This is a genomic window from Streptomyces sp. NPDC093071, from assembly GCF_044754545.1.
Classification (GTDB): domain Bacteria; phylum Actinomycetota; class Actinomycetes; order Streptomycetales; family Streptomycetaceae; genus Streptomyces.
In genome coordinates this window covers 420,183-435,560 of record NZ_JBIVPH010000005.1, presented here as the reverse complement: position 1 = coordinate 435,560, position 15,378 = coordinate 420,183, and the positions used below count along the sequence as shown (strand labels likewise).

Annotated in this window: 13 protein-coding genes, 1 tRNA gene and 1 pseudogene; 6 read left to right on the top strand and 9 right to left on the bottom strand. The window is 70.5% G+C overall.

Annotated elements, in window-relative coordinates:
• Nucleotides 1-459 (top strand): (Fe-S)-binding protein (locus tag ACIQD7_RS22815; protein ID WP_402443781.1); only part of this gene is annotated, 459 nt, incomplete at its 5' end.
• 132 nt (nt 460-591) lie between these two features.
• On the top strand, nt 592-1,476 hold the full coding sequence (locus tag ACIQD7_RS22810; protein WP_402443780.1) for a Yip1 family protein: 885 nt from the start codon (nt 592-594) through the stop codon (nt 1,474-1,476).
• 67 nt (nt 1,477-1,543) lie between these two features.
• Here the strand turns inward: ACIQD7_RS22810 and ACIQD7_RS22805 are convergent, their stop codons facing one another.
• Both ACIQD7_RS22805 and dcd read right to left on the bottom strand, forming a co-directional pair.
• Nucleotides 1,544-2,041 carry a phosphoribosyltransferase gene (locus ACIQD7_RS22805; protein ID WP_121830310.1) on the bottom strand — a complete coding sequence of 166 codons (498 nt, stop codon included), beginning with the start codon at nt 2,039-2,041 and terminating at the stop codon, nt 1,544-1,546.
• A 13-nt stretch (nt 2,042-2,054) separates the two neighbouring features.
• A complete protein-coding gene (dcd, locus tag ACIQD7_RS22800; RefSeq protein WP_062754053.1) occupies nt 2,055-2,630 on the bottom strand; it encodes a dCTP deaminase in 576 nt (191 codons plus the stop codon).
• 409 nt (nt 2,631-3,039) lie between these two features.
• On the opposite strand from dcd, the gene ACIQD7_RS22795 reads away from it, so the two are divergent.
• A tRNA-Gly gene (locus ACIQD7_RS22795) sits at nt 3,040-3,110 on the top strand.
• A 157-nt stretch (nt 3,111-3,267) separates the two neighbouring features.
• Here ACIQD7_RS22795 and ACIQD7_RS22790 read toward each other — a convergent pair.
• From ACIQD7_RS22790 to ACIQD7_RS22765, 6 genes are all read right to left on the bottom strand, one after another.
• The gene (locus ACIQD7_RS22790) at nt 3,268-4,383 is read right to left on the bottom strand and encodes a hypothetical protein (protein ID WP_402443777.1); all 1,116 of its coding nucleotides are present in this window, start codon (nt 4,381-4,383) and stop codon (nt 3,268-3,270) included.
• Nucleotides 4,380-4,688 (bottom strand): helix-turn-helix domain-containing protein, encoded by a 309-nt coding sequence (locus ACIQD7_RS22785; RefSeq protein ID WP_402443775.1) that lies wholly within the window; start codon nt 4,686-4,688, stop codon nt 4,380-4,382. The genes ACIQD7_RS22790 and ACIQD7_RS22785 overlap by 4 nt, the downstream gene beginning before the upstream one ends.
• Nucleotides 4,685-5,431, bottom strand: a complete 747-nt coding sequence (locus ACIQD7_RS22780) for a hypothetical protein (protein ID WP_402443774.1) — start codon at nt 5,429-5,431, stop codon at nt 4,685-4,687. Before ACIQD7_RS22780 ends, ACIQD7_RS22785 begins: the two co-directional genes overlap by 4 nt.
• On the bottom strand, nt 5,422-5,709 hold the full coding sequence (locus ACIQD7_RS22775; protein WP_402443772.1) for a hypothetical protein: 288 nt from the start codon (nt 5,707-5,709) through the stop codon (nt 5,422-5,424). Before ACIQD7_RS22775 ends, ACIQD7_RS22780 begins: the two co-directional genes overlap by 10 nt.
• Nucleotides 5,706-6,497: a hypothetical protein gene (locus ACIQD7_RS22770; RefSeq protein WP_402443770.1), complete on the bottom strand. Its 792-nt coding sequence runs from the start codon at nt 6,495-6,497 to the stop codon at nt 5,706-5,708. The genes ACIQD7_RS22775 and ACIQD7_RS22770 overlap by 4 nt, the downstream gene beginning before the upstream one ends.
• A gap of 115 nt (nt 6,498-6,612) precedes the next feature.
• A complete protein-coding gene (locus ACIQD7_RS22765) occupies nt 6,613-7,347 on the bottom strand; it encodes a Crp/Fnr family transcriptional regulator (protein WP_402443769.1) in 735 nt (244 codons plus the stop codon).
• A 269-nt stretch (nt 7,348-7,616) separates the two neighbouring features.
• Between ACIQD7_RS22765 and ACIQD7_RS22760 the strand changes: the two genes are divergently transcribed.
• Nucleotides 7,617-10,379: a tetratricopeptide repeat protein gene (locus ACIQD7_RS22760; protein WP_402443767.1), complete on the top strand. Its 2,763-nt coding sequence runs from the start codon at nt 7,617-7,619 to the stop codon at nt 10,377-10,379.
• Nucleotides 10,380-10,405: 26 nt separating this feature from the next.
• Here ACIQD7_RS22760 and ACIQD7_RS22755 read toward each other — a convergent pair whose 3' ends face one another.
• Nucleotides 10,406-10,957, bottom strand: a complete 552-nt coding sequence (locus tag ACIQD7_RS22755; protein ID WP_402443765.1) for a hypothetical protein — start codon at nt 10,955-10,957, stop codon at nt 10,406-10,408.
• Nucleotides 10,958-12,203: 1,246 nt separating this feature from the next.
• Between ACIQD7_RS22755 and ACIQD7_RS22750 the strand changes: the two are divergent.
• Nucleotides 12,204-13,307 (top strand): annotated as a pseudogene (locus tag ACIQD7_RS22750) (ATP-binding protein); the annotation flags it as partial.
• Between the two features lie 1,172 nt (nt 13,308-14,479).
• Entirely contained in the window at nt 14,480-15,310 is an 831-nt protein-coding gene (locus ACIQD7_RS22745; protein ID WP_402443819.1) for a hypothetical protein, read from the top strand.
• Nucleotides 15,311-15,378: the final 68 nt, after the last annotated feature.

Sequence of the window (15,378 nt, the reverse complement as noted above, 5' to 3'; positions counted from 1 at the left end):
GACGAGGGCAAGCTGATCCCGGTGACCCCGGTCGAGGGCCTCATCACCTACCACGACCCCTGCTACCTGGGCCGGCACAACAAGGTCTACACGCCCCCGCGCGAGATCATGTCCGCCGTCCCCGGCCTGCGCCAGCAGGAGATGCACCGCCACAAGGAGCGCGGCTTCTGCTGCGGCGCCGGCGGCGCCCGGATGTGGATGGAGGAGCGGATCGGCAAGCGCATCAACAACGAGCGCGTCGAGGAGGCCCTGTCCCTCAACCCGGACATCGTCTCCACCGCCTGCCCCTTCTGCCTCGTCATGCTGACCGACTCGGTCAACGGCAAGAAGAACGACGGCAAGGCCAAGGAGTCCGTGACGGTCGTGGACGTCGCCCAGCTCCTCCTGGACTCGGTGAAGACCCCGGTCGACCCGGAGCCGGCGGAGGAGACCGAGCCGGAGCCCGAGCCCGCCGCGTAAGCACCCGATCACGAGAACGGCCGTCCCGCCTCCGCGCGGGGCGGCCTTTCCCGTACGTACCGTCCCTTAGGGGATGTCACAGGTCAGCCGCAAAGGCGCGCCCGACCGGCGGAAGCGGGTACGTTCATTGACGTGGCTGGATTCAGGAACGGACGCGGCCGGGAAAACCGCCCCCCGCAACAACGACCGCAGCAGGCGCCGTACGGGTACAACGCGGCCCCACCGCCCCACGCGGGGCAGCAGTGGCCCCAGCAGGGCCAGGGGCAGCCGCCGTACGGGCAGCAGGGCGGCCGGCAGGACCAGGGCCGGCAGCCCTACGGGGAGCCGGAGTACTTCGGCGACCCCTACGGGCAGCAGCCCCAGCACCCGCACGCGGCCACGGCGAACAACCCGGGCCACACGCAAATGTTCAGCGTGGACGACCCGTACGGCCCGGCCACGGACCACCACGCCGGCGCGGCGCCCGTCCCGACCGGCCCCCGGCTCCACTGGAAGGCGCTCCTGAGCGGCATCGTGCTGCGCCCCGCGGACACGTTCCTGCGGACGCGGGACCACGCCGTCTGGGGCCCGGCGCTGGTCGTCACCTTCCTCTACGGCCTGCTCGCGATCTTCGGCTTCGACAAGGCCCGCGACGAGGCGATCAACGCGACCCTGTCGACGGCGATCCCGTACGTCCTGATGACCGCCCTCGGCTTCGTCCTCGGCGGCCTGATCCTGGGCGCGGTCACCCACACCCTGGCCCGCCAGCTGGGCGGCGACGGGGCCTGGCAGCCGACCGTCGGCCTGTCCATGCTGATCATGTCGATCACGGACGCGCCCCGGCTCGTCTTCGCCCTCTTCCTGGGCGGCGAGAACGGCCTCGTCCAGGTCGTCGGCTGGCTGACCTGGCTGGCGGCGGGCGCCCTCTTCACGGTGATGGTGAGCCGCTCCCACGACCTCCCGTGGCCGAAGGCCCTGGGCGCGTCGGCGATCCAGCTGGCGGCACTGCTGAGCCTGATCAAGCTGGGCACGCTGTAGCCCGTACGGACACGAGGAAGGCCCCCGCCGGATGCCGGCGGGGGCCTTCTCCGTGGTCCGGGGGGACTCAGGCGTCGAGCACCTGGCCCTCACGCCGCACGACGGGCGGCTCGACCGACCAGGGGAAGTTGATCCACTCATCGGTCTTCTTCCACACGTACTCGCACTTCACGAGGGAGTGGGACTTCTCGTAGATGACGGCCGAGCGGACCTCGGCGACGTGGTCGACGCAGAAGTCGTGGACGAGCTTGAGGGTCTTGCCGGTGTCCGCGACGTCGTCGGCGATGAGCACCTTCTTGTCGCTGAAGTCGATCGCGTTGGGGACGGGCGCCAGCATGACCGGCATCTCCAGGGTGGTCCCGACGCCGGTGTAGAACTCCACGTTCACGAGGTGGATGTTCTTGCAGTCCAGGGCGTAGGCCAGGCCGCCGGCGACGAAGACGCCGCCGCGGGCGATGGAGAGCACGACGTCGGGCTCGTAGCCGTCGTCGGCGATGGTCTGCGCCAGCTCGCGGACGGCCTGCCCGAACCCCTCGTACGTCAGGTTCTCGCGTACTTCACTCATGCCTGCGACCGCCTCACACCTGGGTCCGATGGAAGTTCATGAAGGACCGGGAGGCCGTCGGCCCCCGCTGGCCCTGGTACCGCGAGCCGTACCGCTCGCTCCCGTAGGGGAACTCGGCGGGCGAGCTCAGCCGGAACATGCACAGCTGGCCGATCTTCATCCCCGGCCAGAGCTTGATCGGCAGGGTCGCGAGGTTCGACAGCTCCAGGGTCACGTGCCCGGAGAAGCCGGGGTCGATGAACCCGGCGGTCGAGTGCGTCACGAGCCCGAGCCGCCCCAGGGAACTCTTCCCCTCGAGCCGGGACGCGATGTCGTCCGGGAGGGTGATGACCTCGTAGGTGGAGGCGAGCACGAACTCACCCGGGTGGAGGATGAACGCCTCGTCGCCCTCCGGCTCGACCTCGCGCGTCAGGTCGAGCTGCTCGATGGCGGGGTCGATGTGCGGGTAGCGGTGGTTCTCGAACACCCGGAAGAAGCGGTCAAGCCTCACGTCGATGCTCGAGGGCTGCACCATGGATTCGTCGTACGGGTCGATGCGCACCCGTCCGGCATCGATCTCGGCCCGGATGTCCTTGTCTGAGAGAAGCACGCCCCCACGATACGCAGGGGGCGCGGACCTGCCCCAATCGGCAGGGCCCCGCGCCCCGGCCGCCCTCTCAGCGCCGCTCGAGCTCCACGGGCACGGCGTGCCGCAGCCGCGCGCACCGGGGACACCGGATGAGCCGCCCGGGCCCGATCCGCCCGGCCCCGAGCTGCTGCAGCGGGAACGAGGCGGTACTGAACACGTGCCCTTCGGCACAACGGACGACGGTGCGCTCCACGGAACCCATCAAGTCCCTTCCCCTACACATACGGTGAACGAGACAGCCACCCTAGGGGACCGACCCCCCTCTTCCGGCGACGGCACTCCGCACACGCCCGGGGGGCCTGCGGCTTCGCCTCAAGTGGCGCATGGGGTACAGTGTGCAACGATGCGGCAGGGATCATTGGGCCGCTGTGCGGATGTAGTTTAATGGTAGAACATGAGCTTCCCAAGCTTATAGCGCGGGTTCGATTCCCGTCATCCGCTCGTGAACGAAGCCCCAGGTCGGAGACCTGGGGCTTCGTCGTTCTCGGGACCTGCTCATGGTCGTGGTCTGCCGAGGCCGTTCACCCCGGTTCGACCGCTGGGCGACGGTGGAACGGGGGAGCCGTCCGCCTCGCGATCAGATCAACGCGTGGGGCGGTCAGAGCAACGCGCGAGCCCTGCGCTCCCAGTCCGCGATCCGGGCCATCACGCCGCTGACCTGCTTGACCGCGGCCGTGAGGTCCCGGCCCGGTCCCCGCAGTTCCCGGCTCATCTTCACCATCCACCGCATGCCGACCTCGATCTCTCCGAGCACGCCGACCACCTCGTGGGTGGACTCGGCGGTGCTGATCATCTGCTCCAGGAAGTCGGTCGACGAACCGGCGCGCTGCTCGGGCGGCATCGCCTCGATGACGTCGAACGTCGCCTGGACCGCCGCGTCCATCTCGACCATCTGCCCGGCGAAGCGGGTGCAGGCCTCCCGGAGGCCGGAGGCCGGCTCGGCCATCGACCTGGACAACTCCGTCATCGCCGGCAGCCACGCGCTCATCGGCACCCCCGGCTGGGCGGCCCGCTCCATCACGGGACCGATCTGCACGACGGATTCGGAGATCACCGTCATGAACCCGGCGATCGCCTCCGTGGTCTCGCCGATCGCCTCCGTCTGCGCCTCCACACGGGCGAACCGGTCGAACAGTCCGGGGGCCTCCGGATCGTCCGGCTCCGCCTCGACCACGGCTTCCGACGGTGACGCCGCCGGCAGCCCGAACAGGATCCGGGCCGGGGTCAGCGGTTCGAACCGGTTGTCCAGAGCGCCCTTCAGCGCGGTCTCCAGGTCCCGCCGCGCCCTGACCAGACCGCTCCGGCTTCGCTTGAACATGATCGTCCGGATCAGCGAGAGGTCGAACGGCAGCTGCCCGTGCTCACCGATGTGGATGATGGGCTTGCCCGTCAGGTGCCGGATCCCGAGCTCGTAGGTGACGTTCGCGTTGCCCCCGGTGAGATCGGCGATCACGATGTCGTCCTGCAGCACGTGACGGCAGATCTGCTCGGTGATCTCACCCGTGTCGGCGATCCCGTCCGCCCTGACCGGGACGATGCCGTGCCTGGCGCAGGCGGGCAGGATCACCTTCTCGTAGATCTCCAGGTTCTCCTCGTACGCCAGGAGTTCCGGACTCCCGTCCGGGGCGTGCTCGTTGCCGATGGGCGCGATGACGAAGCAGGTCGTCATCGGCGGTTCCCCGGGCTTCGGCTCGGCGACGGCCACGATGCTCATGCGTAGTCCTCCGTTTCGAACTCCGTTGCGGAATCGCGCTGTTCCTGGAAGTCGGCCCCGGCACGGAGATCGGCCGGGTAGATGGGGCGCTCCTCGATCCCGAGCGCCCGGAGCAGGTCGGCGGTGGGGATCCGGTACTGCCACCCGAGGCGCAGGAACCGGCAGGGGAAACCGCCCTGGTGAATGAGCCTGTACGCGGTGGCGGGGCAGAGCCCGAGCGCCCGGGCGGCGGTGCGCAGGTCGACGACCAGCGGGAGGTCGAACGCCTCGCCGAACGACAGCCATGTCCTGGAACGCGGGATCATCGTCGCCCTCCCACCGGACGCAGCGACAGGGTGCCGATGCGGCTTCCCTCGCTCGGACGCCGCGCCCGGTACACGATCTCTCCGAGACCCAAGTGACCGGCCAGCTCGCCCAGTCGGAAGCTCTCCAGCCGATCCGGTGCGACGCTGAACCGCACGGTCGCCGACAGGCCGTCGGGCCGGGCGGGCGGAGACACCCGCAGCTCCCAGCCGTCGTGCCGGTCGCCGACCGGCGACTCCGCGGGGGACTCCGCGGAGAGGTGGGCGGCGGCCAGCGCCCCGATGTCCGCCACCGGCCGCTCACGGGTGCGGGCCCGGGCGAACGCCCAGACCCGGTTGGTGGTGGGGCGCAGCAGTGCGCGGCCCGTCTCCCGGGCCCGCGGGTCCATGTCCGCGAGTACGGTCAGGAGGGCGAGCAGCGCCTCGGATTCGAGCTCCCGCCGGTCGACCGGCAACCGGTTGGCGATCCGGCGGAGGGTGCCCCGCAGGGCGGGCAGGGCCAGCCAGATCGCCAGCAGCCGTCCGGATCCGGCCGTGCCGGTGTCGCGCCGTGCCCCGTCGACGGCCTCGCGCCAGATCTCCTCGCGAAGCCGCGGATCCGACGGCCTGGCGTACAGCGCCCGCCGGGCCGTCAGGGCGGAGAGCCGGCTCGGGCCCTCGGCCGTCATGCCCGGGAAGGGCAGTTCGGCGGGCCGGAACCGGTGCTCCAGTACGTCGAACACCCGGTTGTAGGGGATCAGTCCCATGGTGAACCTCCCGAATCGTCACCCATGCCGTCCACGATGCGTGAGCAGGCCCGGACGATCCGGTGCAACTCCTCGCGCAGCGTCTCGTAGGGGACCGGCGAGAAGCCGGCCGTGTACTGTCGCGCGTTCGCGGCGGAGCGGTGGTCGCAGGCGGCGGCGTAGTAGTACACGTCGCCGGTCCGGCCCTGGACGGAGAGGCCCCGGGTGTCCTGCTGGCGGTTGCCGCCTGCCGCGTTCCCGCAGGAGGTGCAGCCCTCCTCGGGCGGGACGGCGCTCATCGGCCTGCCCCGCCGGGCACCACCCCGTGGACGACGGAGCCGTGGATCACGCCCTGGACGGCGGTGCCGTGGACGCCCTGCTGGACGAAGCTCGGCCGTTCCGCCTCCGCCGCTCGCACCGGGGGCCGCGGCCGGCCCTCCGGCGCGTCCGGCCAGGACTCCCCCGCGTCGCTCGGGTCCACACCGGGCAACCGGACCCAGCCGTACCCGGCGAACCCCTTCTGCTCCACGTGGATGCGGCGGTACTGCTCCGGGTCGTGCCCGTGGAGCCGCGAGCGCACCACGTCCTGGTAGAGCCGGTCGGAGATCACCACGGCCAGGCTCGCCGACTCGGCGGCCGCCAGGGCCCGCTTCACCTCGGGTGCGTTCAGGTAGCGGGCCACGGCGATCGGGGCGGGGCCGGAGAAGCCCAGGGCGGCGGTGGCGGCCACACCGGTGTCGATGGCCAGCCGGAGCCGCATCCGCCCGGTGGTCCGGCGGGTGGCGTTGTAGCCGCCGAGCCCGGCCGCGAGGTGGGTGACGTACTCGCCCAGCACCACCTGCTCGGAAGTGCCGGCCGGGAGGACCGCGAACTCCATGTCGCCCTGCGGCTGGACGGACCACGTGCCGTGGTCCAGCCCGCTGCGTTCGGCTGCCGTCCTCAGCATCCGGGCGAGCTGGGCCTGTGCGGTCCGCTGGCCCGGGGTGTCGAAGCGGCTGTACTGCTCAATGTCCGCCGCCAGGCAGAGGCGGCGGTCGTCATCCGGCCAGGGCTCGGCCCCGGACCGGACGGTCGGCTGCGACGTCATGTGAACCATCACCTACTCGATGAGTTCGGATAGTCGGTGGTGCTGGTCGCCAACTGTGCTGCCGATGTGCCGGGCTCTTGGGACAGGCCGCAGAAATGCGGGATGCCGGTTCCTGTCAGCGTCCGATCGGCGGCAGGAGTCCGATCGCCCGGAGGCGGTCCGGCTCGAGCACCGCGATCTCGCGGTAGCCGGTCTCCACGGTCCCCGCCTCACGGAACTCCTCCAGCGCCTTCTGCACCGCCCTTTCCTTCGATCCGATGAGCGCCGCGAGTTCGGCCTGCGTGAGCTCGACGCAGATCAGAGTGCGCGAGCCGAGGTGCTTGCCGTGGTGCTCGGCGAGTTCGGCGAGCACCCGGGCGAGCCGTACGTGAACCGGGAACTCGCCGAACACGATCCGCCAGGAATTCGCGCTGCGCAGGCGGCGGTTGCCGAGCCGTACGATCTGAAGGGTGGCCTCGGGATACCTGCCGAGAAATCTCCGCATCGCTCGGCGCTGGACGACGTGGACGTCGATGTCCTGACCCGCCGTCACCGTGGCCGATCTGGGCACGTCGTCGATCACGGCCATCTCCCCGATCACGTCTCCGACGGCCCGGATGGCGATCAGGCCTTCATGCCCGTTGGCGCGCTTCCTGGTGACCTTCACGTAGCCGGCCCCCAGGAGCATCAGGCAGTCGCCCGGTGTCCCTTCCACGAGGATCTTCGCCCCGGGCGGATACTGCCTCGGGGAGCCGATGCTCAGCAGTTCCTCCCTGGCCTCCTCCGACAGGCTGCCGAGGAAGGGGGTGTACCGTCGCTCGCCGATGTCATACGTACCGCGCCGTGCTGTCCTCTGGGCCGCGCGCTCCATACCCCACCTCGTGGTCGAGTCCAAGTGCCTGTCCGATCAGGGAATCAGGCCCGGATGCGAGCGGAAAGAGCGTGCGAGGAGCATCCGGTGTGGTGCGTGTGCGTGGTGCGGCGCGTCGGCGCTGTCGCAGGTGGAACGACCGGATCGCCGGCCGTGGCCGGGTTCGGCCCTCGTCGGGCCGCTTGTCGGTCGCCCCGCATAGAGTTCTCGCCAGACATCGAGTGCGGACCCGGCGAGGCGATGTGACTGAAGCTTCGGAGCGACCGTTGGTGATCGACGGCAAGCTCGCATCGCTGCCTTTCCACGAGCTGACTTCGTGGAGCCGGTTCGAGCAGCTGGTGTGCGAGTCCGTCCAGACGGCCGAACGGTTGTCGCCCTGCCACCGGTACGGATCTCCCGGGCAGGCGCAGGCCGGCATCGACATCGCGGGGCTGTCGGAGGACGGCCAGTGGCACGCCTTCCAGGTCAAGCACGTCGCCCGGTTCACTCGAGCGGACGCGAAGAAGGCCCTGGACCTCTTCCTGGACGGCCCGAGGCCCTACGCGGCGTCGCGGCTGGTCATCGTCACGTCCTGCACGTCCACCCGGACCCAGGTCCGTGATCTGGTGCACCACTACCAGACCCGGAATCCGGATCTGGTGTTGGAGCTGTGGGACGCCGAGCACCTGGCGTCTCGTCTACGGCTCCAGCCACGCGTCGTGGCCCGGTACTTCGGCGACCACGTGGCGCGACGCTTCTGCGACGCGGACGCCCTGGAGGCGTTCCACCGGGCTGGAGGCGGCGACGAAGTCGGCTGTCCCGTGCACGACGCCGACCCGGTCGACCTGGAGGTCCACGAGGCCATCTCGGTCGACGGGGAAACGGCCCCGGACGAGCCTTTCCTGCCGGCGTACTTCCGAAGGCCCTTCGACGACGAACTCGATGCCGCCGTCGACCGGGCTCTCGCCGGGACCAGTGAGATGAAAGTCCTTCTCGCCGACTCTTCGACGGGAAAGACCCGCGCGGCGTGGGAAGCCGTTCAGCGCCTCGGAAAGGAATGGCGGCTGTGGCACCCGGCCGACCGGGAAGACCTGCTGGCCTCACTGGGCGCGGTGAAGCCGCATACGGTCGTGTGGCTCAACGAGATCAACCGCTACCTGCTCTGCGGCGACTCCCCCCAAGACGAGCACGTCGCCGCTCGGCTCACCGAGCTGCTGCGCGATCCGCGCCGGGCCCCCGTTCTGGTCCTGGGAACGGCCTGGCATGTCCACTGGGCCGCCATGACTCTCTTCTCCAGAGGCGAGCGCGCGAAGACACACGCCCTGCTGACCACATGTGCCCTCCCGGTTCCGGAGAGGTTCAGCGACGACGAGGTGGCCGCTCTCCTCGGCGAGGGCCGGCCTGCCGACCGCAGAATGCTGAAGGCCGCTCGCGAGGCCGAGGGCGGCCACATCATCCAGTTCCTGGCAGGCGGGCCGGCGCAGTTGGAACGCTACGCGAACGGATCCCCGACCGCCCGGGCCGTCCTGCACGCCGCCATGGACGCGCGGCGGCTCGGTCACGGCATGGACCTGCCTCACTCGTTCCTCCGTGCGGCGGCCGCCGGCTACCTCACCGCGCTGCAACGGGATCTGGCAGAACCCGATTGGTTCTCGTCCGCCCTGCGATACCTGTCGGCTCCGTGCCGCGGGGTTCGCGGGCCCCTGGCGCCGGTCCCGGGATTCCGCGCGACCGGATCCGAGAATCCCAGCAGCTACCGGCTGGCGGACTACCTCGAGCTGTACGGCCATCGGCATCGGAAACTCATCTGCCCCGAAGAAGAATTCTGGGACGCGGCGGCGGAGCACGCCGCCGGCGCTAGGGACCGGGTCTCCCTTTCTCTCTCCGCGCTTACGCGGGGAAGGGTGAACCAAGCGGAAAAACTCGCGTGGGCGGCGGCACAGGACGGAGAGGGTGCCGCCCTGTCCCACCTCGCGGGATGGATCAAAGAAAATCGCAAGGACGAAGATCCTTACCTCTACTACGAGTTGGCGGCCGAACTCGGGGACATCTCCGCGCAGATCGTCATCGCTTTCCGTGCGGAGAACGACGGGCAGATCGAGAAAGCCGAACACTGGTACCGCAAGGCCGTCGATCAGGACAGCCGCCGATGGGACGCCGTCGTCGGCCTGGCCTCCGTCTCGTCTCGGCGCGGAGACGGCAAGCGCGCGATCGAGCTGTACAGACAGGCCCTCGGCGCCGGATTCTTCGGGGCTCGGGCAGTCGAGTACCAAGCACGTTGGCTGGCCGGTCGCGGCCAGCATGCCCTCGCACTGCTCCTGACAAAGCTCTCCTTCGGTTCCGGGAACACCGAGGCGTTCACAGGTCTGGCCTGGACTTACATGTACAAAGACACGCCCCGGGCCATCGAGGTGCTCAAGTACGCCATGGCCGAAGGGGACGTCAACGCGCCGAGGGAACTGACCTGGGCCCTCGAAGAAGAAGGAGACAGCGACGAGGCAGACCGGTTCTGCGAGATCGCCGTCCGCCTCGGCGAGACGAACGCACTCCGCGGTCTGGGGATGATCCGTCGCAGAAAAGGTGACCACCGCGCCGCGGCCGCTCTCTTTTGGAGGGCCTACAACCTGGACCTGACCTATGTACTGCTCGATCTGGCCCGACTGCGGGAAGAGGAAGGCCACCTGAAGCAGGCCGAGAGGCTTTACCGGCGGGCCCTTGAAGAGGGGCAGTCCAGCGCCGCCGGTAATCTCGTACGAATCCTGGAGACCACGGGGAGAACTCGGCAGGCCGAGCGTCTCGCAGGAAGATCGAATGAGCTCCTCGGATCCTTGGCGAAGGCACGAGCGGCCCGAGGCGCATACGAAGCTGCCGAAAAGCTGCTCCTGGCGGCTGTCGCGCGAGGAAATCCGGATCTCCTTGTGCCTTTGTCACACATCCGAAAGCAGCGAGGGGATCTGGCAGGGGCCGAGAAGATGCTGCGGCAGGCGCAAGACGCCGGCGTTCTGTACGCCGCACGGTGGCTGGCGAAGCTGCAGGACGACGGGCAGGAGTGAGGACCGGGCCGCCTGCCCGTTGCCGGTCACACGTCCCGGAGTACCGGAGCGGCATGTCTGCCCCGGCCCCGGAGCTCACTCCGGCGCACGAACCACCAGACCGCGGGCAGCGGAACGAGCCAGACGATCATCTGGAGCGGAACTCCGGCGAGGTCCCCCACGATCATGGCCGGCACGGTGCACAGCATCGCGCCGAACGCGGTCTTGCCGTGGACCACCAGGAGCCGGGGCCATCCCCGCTCCCCGTAGCGGCGCGCCCGGGTGAGAGTCCGGCCCCCCGCGTAGGCGGTGAAGACACCGGCCGACAGCAGGGCCGACCCCACCGCGGTCACGAACTGCGGCTCGCCCGACGGGGTGTCGGCCGTCTCCTGGGACCGTCCGTCCTTGGCCACCGCGACCACGTAGTCCCGCCACAGCGTGACGGTCACGACGTCACCCGGCCGCAGGTCCTTCAACAGGGGCCCGGGCGCGTCCATGTCGACGTCACCCGAGACTTCGCGCGGGCCCCTCAGGCGTACCGAGAACTCGTCGTACTTGATCTCGTCCTTGATCACCGCTCTCACGACGGTCGCCGTCACGTCACGGAGACAGTCCTCGGCGGTCCCTGCGGCGGGAGGACACGGAGAGGCGGCGGCATACGCCCGTTCGTCGGCGATCAGTTCCGGCACCACCCCCAGAAGAACCGCGCCCGCCAGCAGGGTCGTCGCGAGGCCCAGCAGAGCCGCGCACGCACCCCATGACCGGTGCCAGGCCGTACGACGGCGTACGGAGGCCGAAGCCGCCGGCAGGCCGGGACGCGGTGGACCGTCAGGCATACGGCCTCCGCCCCCGAGCTGCTCGTTCCCGTGCGATCACCGTGAAGACGACAACACCCGCCGAAGCACCCGGCCCGAGGGAGAGCGGGGCAGCCGTGCCTCGGCCCGTCACCGGCCGCAGGAGCTCCACAGCGCCGAGGGCGACGAAACCCGCGGCCCGGCAGAGCACCCTCCGCCACGGGTCACGAGCCGTCCGCGCGGGACCCCATCGGAGTGGCGCCACCGTTCCCGGGCGGTCCACGCCACCGGCGACCCCGTGATCGACGGACCGGCGTCACCGATCCCGTCCCACAGCAGGTCCATGATCACCTCCTCCGCGTCCTCGCCTCGGCGCAGGACAGAGCATGTCATTCCGTACGGGGGAACACATGGCCGGGACCCGGCGCCGCCCTCCGGAAGAGGACCTGCCTCCCGATGCCGGTGTCACGGTCCGGCCGAGTGCCGAAGAATGGGCGCATGGCTGATGCTGAACAGTTCCGGGAAGGTCTCGCCGCGCGCATCGCGCAGTTCGATCGGGAGAGGGCGCGCTGGGGCCCGAAAGCCGACGGAGCGGGCTGTCCTTCTGCCATCTGATGGAGTACGGAACCGATAATTCCGGCAGCATTCGCGGGGGCAGCGCGGCCAAGCACATCATCTACCAGCACCACTCGAACCAGTGGCGAGTCGTGCCCGGCGCACTGCGCGGGCTCGAGGTGAAAGCGGCTTGGGACCGGGTGCGCTCCGAGTTCGTGACGGCCTTCGACGCGGCGGGAGAGGGGAGTACGAACGTCTGGACGACCTGGAGTCGCTGTCCTACGGCCAGGCGCTGACCACCAAGGCACTGGCGATCTACTTCCCCGGTGAGTTCCTGCCGATCTTCTCGGCCGCCCACGTCCGTCATTTCACCGCGTTGCTGGGCGGCAGGCCACGTGCGTACTCCTCCGGTGTGCGCACGTGGCGGGCGAACCGCGAGCTCCTCGGACTCCTGCGTGAGTACGAGGAGTTCAAGGGGTGGAGTCCGCACGAGGTGATGAGCTTCCTGTACGCCTTCCACGATCCGCGTCCGCAGGACCGGGTGGTCTGGAAGATCGCGCCCGGAGAGCGGGCGAAGCTCTGGGACGACTGCCTCCAGAACCACCGCATCCGGATCGCCTGGGACGAGGTGGGCAGCCTGGGGCAGTACGAGAGCGACCAGGAACTCAAGGCGGAACTGGACCTGCACTGGCCGCACAGCACCGGCGGAAACCTGCGGCTCGCGCGGCAGATGCTGGCCTTCCGTGACCTGGAACGCGGCGATCTCGTCGTCGCCAACCGGGGAAAATCGGAGGTGCTGGCCGTGGGCACCGTCGTGGGCGGGTACGCGTACGACTCCGGCATGCGGACCCACCGCCACACCGTGGGCGTGGACTGGGACACCTCGTACGCCCAGAGCTTCGACGCGCCCCGGCACGCCTGGCAGCAGACGCTCGCCAAGGTGCCCGCCACCCTGATGCGGGAGATCCGGCGCGGTCAGGGCGGACGCGGCGCCGTGGAAACCCCCGGACCGGCGGGGAAGGCCCAGGAGGCCACCGAGGCCGGTGCCCTGCAGGGGAGCGCGGCGGAGGGAGTCGCGCTGTCCGATGACGAGCTCCCCGACGACGTGCGGAACGTACGGGACCTGCTGGAGCACAAGGGGCAGGTCGTGCTCCAGGGCCCGCCCGGCACCGGAAAGACCCGGCTGGCGCTCAACGTCGCCCTGGCCCTCGCGGGACGCGCGGACCTGATCGAGGCGACCCCGGCTGAGCGGGGCACCGTCCTCGCGGAACTGTCCGCGGTGCCCGAGGACGCGGAGGGGCCCGAGGAGGACCGGGCCGCACGGCTCACGATGGTGACCTTCCACCCGTCCTACGGATACGAGGACTTCGTCGAAGGGTTCAGGCCGGACACGGCGGCGGACGGGGCCGGCCTCCACCTGAAGATGAAGAAGGGGATCTTCCTCCGGGTCTGCGCGGCCGCCGAGAAGTACCCGGACGAGACCTTCCTGATGGTCGTGGACGAGATCAACCGCGGTGATCTGCCGCGCGTTCTCGGCGAGCTGATCACTCTGCTGGAACTCGACAAACGGGGGTCGGTCTCCATCACCCTGCCGACCAGTGGACGACAGCAGACCGTTCCGCCGAACGTCCGCATCATCGGCACCATGAACTCCGCCGAGTGCCCGCGGCGTCGTGCCTGCCAGTGGGAGCTCACGTACGCGTATCTCGCCGGCCAGCGGGAGGGCGACCCCCGAAGCCGCGTCCTCGTGATCAACCCCGAGCTCTCCGCCGAGCACGTCCATCCCGTCGAGCTCCGCGACGCCAAGCACTGGATCTGGCCCGCCGTCCCGGACGCGCTCCGAAGGCTCGCGGAGCAGGTCGCGTCGCACGTGGCGGGGATCGACTCGCCCCTCGGCGCGACGGGGCACCTGGCGGGCGGGCGCGAGGCCCCGTCCGTCCCGTGGCTGCCCGCTCCGGTCAGGACCGGTTCGGCGCGCTTCACCGACCGGCTCGCGGAGCAGTGGCGCATCCACACGGCGCTCGTCCGCCACCGCGCCCCGCTCGTCGCCCAGCCGGGTTCCGGCTCGGGCCGGACGGCGCAGCTCCGCGGGATGCCGGGCATCGGCAAGTCCGTACTGGCCCAGGAGTACGCCCTCCGGTTCGGCTCCGCGTACCCCGGCGGTGTGTTCTGGTTCGACCTCCACCCGGCCCAGGGCTCGTTCCCGACGACGGCGATGGACGTCTACGCGGAGCAGGTGGCCGTCGTGTGCCACGCGCTCGACGTGGACCGTACGGGTGACGCCTCCCTCGTACGGCTCCTCAGCCGGCTCGCGATCCACCTCGGCGAACGCGGGGTGCCGTGCCTGTGGGTCGTGGACGGGGTGCCCGACGGACTGAGCCGGGAGGAGCTGCAACTGCTGCGCGGCCCCCACCTGCTCGCCTCCACCCTGCTGACCACGCGCTCGTTCCGGTACGGGTCGTTCGCCGAGGCCGTCGACGTACCGCCGCTCTCCGACGCGAACGGGTACCGGCTCGTCACCTCGCACCGCACCCCCGGGAGCGAAGTCGAGAAGGCGACGGCCCTCGCCCTCGTCCACGACGTGGGCGGACACCCCCACGCCCTCGACCTCCTCTCCGACCTGGCCGACACCGCCGACTTCACCGGCCTCCGGAACCGGCTGCACGCCGCCGGCACCGACATCCTGGCCTCCCCCGGACCGCCGCGCTCCGGAAGCCGGTCGTCGGAGCCCTCCCGGATCCCGCTGGCCGCCACGCTCCTGACCCGGCCCCTGTGCGGGAACGGCCCGGTCGACGACGTCCTGCGGCTCTTCGCCCTCGCCTCCCCGGCGCCCCTCTCCAGACGGTCCTGGAGAACGCCGTCGCCTCGGTCGATCCGTACGACCCGTGGGAGGCGGGCCCCGCGGTCTCCGACGCCGTCGCCACGCTGCTCGGCTCCGGCGCCCTCCTGCCCGATCCCACGGCCCCCCGGTCGTGGACCGTGCACGCCCTCCTCGCGCGGGCGGTCCGCAGACACGACGAGGACACCGCCCGTCAGGAGGACCTGCGGCAGGTGCTGCTGCACACCCTCGCGGCGCCGCTCACCCGGATGTCCCACGACAGCGTGCCGCCCCGGCCGGTGCCCGTCCCCTTCCCTCCGCTCGACCTGCTCCGCTCGGGGCCGGGCCCCGTGGAACGGGCCGCCGCGTTCGACCTCCAGGTGGAACTGGTCACCCGGGTCGGCGTCCAGCCCCTCGGCCCCGAGGAGGGTTCGCTGCGCGAAGCCCTCACCTCCCTGCACTCCCTGTTCGCCACGACCCGGGAGGTGCTGCACCGGGTCGCGGCCGAGTCCCCGCCCCCGCTCCTCCTCCCCCGGATCGCCTTCGTCCTGGCCAACCGGCACCTCCGCCCCTTCCTCGCGACGTGGCACTCGGCCCTCCGCCTGCACGAGGAGACCTGCCCGCCCGGACGCAGCGCCATCGACCACGAACGGCTCTGGCCCAAGGCCGCCGACATGCGCGCGCACCTCGCCGACCTGCGGGAACCACTGTCCTCGACCGCCGAGGAGCTGGCCGCTCTCTGCGGGATCGACCTCCTGCGTCCGGCGGGACCGGGGGAGGACTGAGACGCCCCGCCCTCGCCCTTCGCCGCGACCTCGCCCTTCGCCGCGACCCGGTGACCGTCGCGGAGGAC

What these genes read in the sequence shown, in the direction of transcription:
- ACIQD7_RS22805 (WP_121830310.1), bottom strand. Translation starts at nt 2,041, where the DNA reads ATGAGTGAAGTACGCGAGAACCTGACGTACGAGGGGTTCGGGCAGGCC.
- ACIQD7_RS22790 (WP_402443777.1), bottom strand. Translation starts at nt 4,383, where the DNA reads ATGAGCATCGTGGCCGTCGCCGAGCCGAAGCCCGGGGAACCGCCGATG.
- ACIQD7_RS22785 (WP_402443775.1), bottom strand. Translation starts at nt 4,688, where the DNA reads ATGATCCCGCGTTCCAGGACATGGCTGTCGTTCGGCGAGGCGTTCGAC.
- ACIQD7_RS22780 (WP_402443774.1), bottom strand. Translation starts at nt 5,431, where the DNA reads ATGGGACTGATCCCCTACAACCGGGTGTTCGACGTACTGGAGCACCGG.
- ACIQD7_RS22775 (WP_402443772.1), bottom strand. Translation starts at nt 5,709, where the DNA reads ATGAGCGCCGTCCCGCCCGAGGAGGGCTGCACCTCCTGCGGGAACGCG.
- ACIQD7_RS22770 (WP_402443770.1), bottom strand. Translation starts at nt 6,497, where the DNA reads ATGACGTCGCAGCCGACCGTCCGGTCCGGGGCCGAGCCCTGGCCGGAT.
- ACIQD7_RS22765 (WP_402443769.1), bottom strand. Translation starts at nt 7,347, where the DNA reads ATGGAGCGCGCGGCCCAGAGGACAGCACGGCGCGGTACGTATGACATC.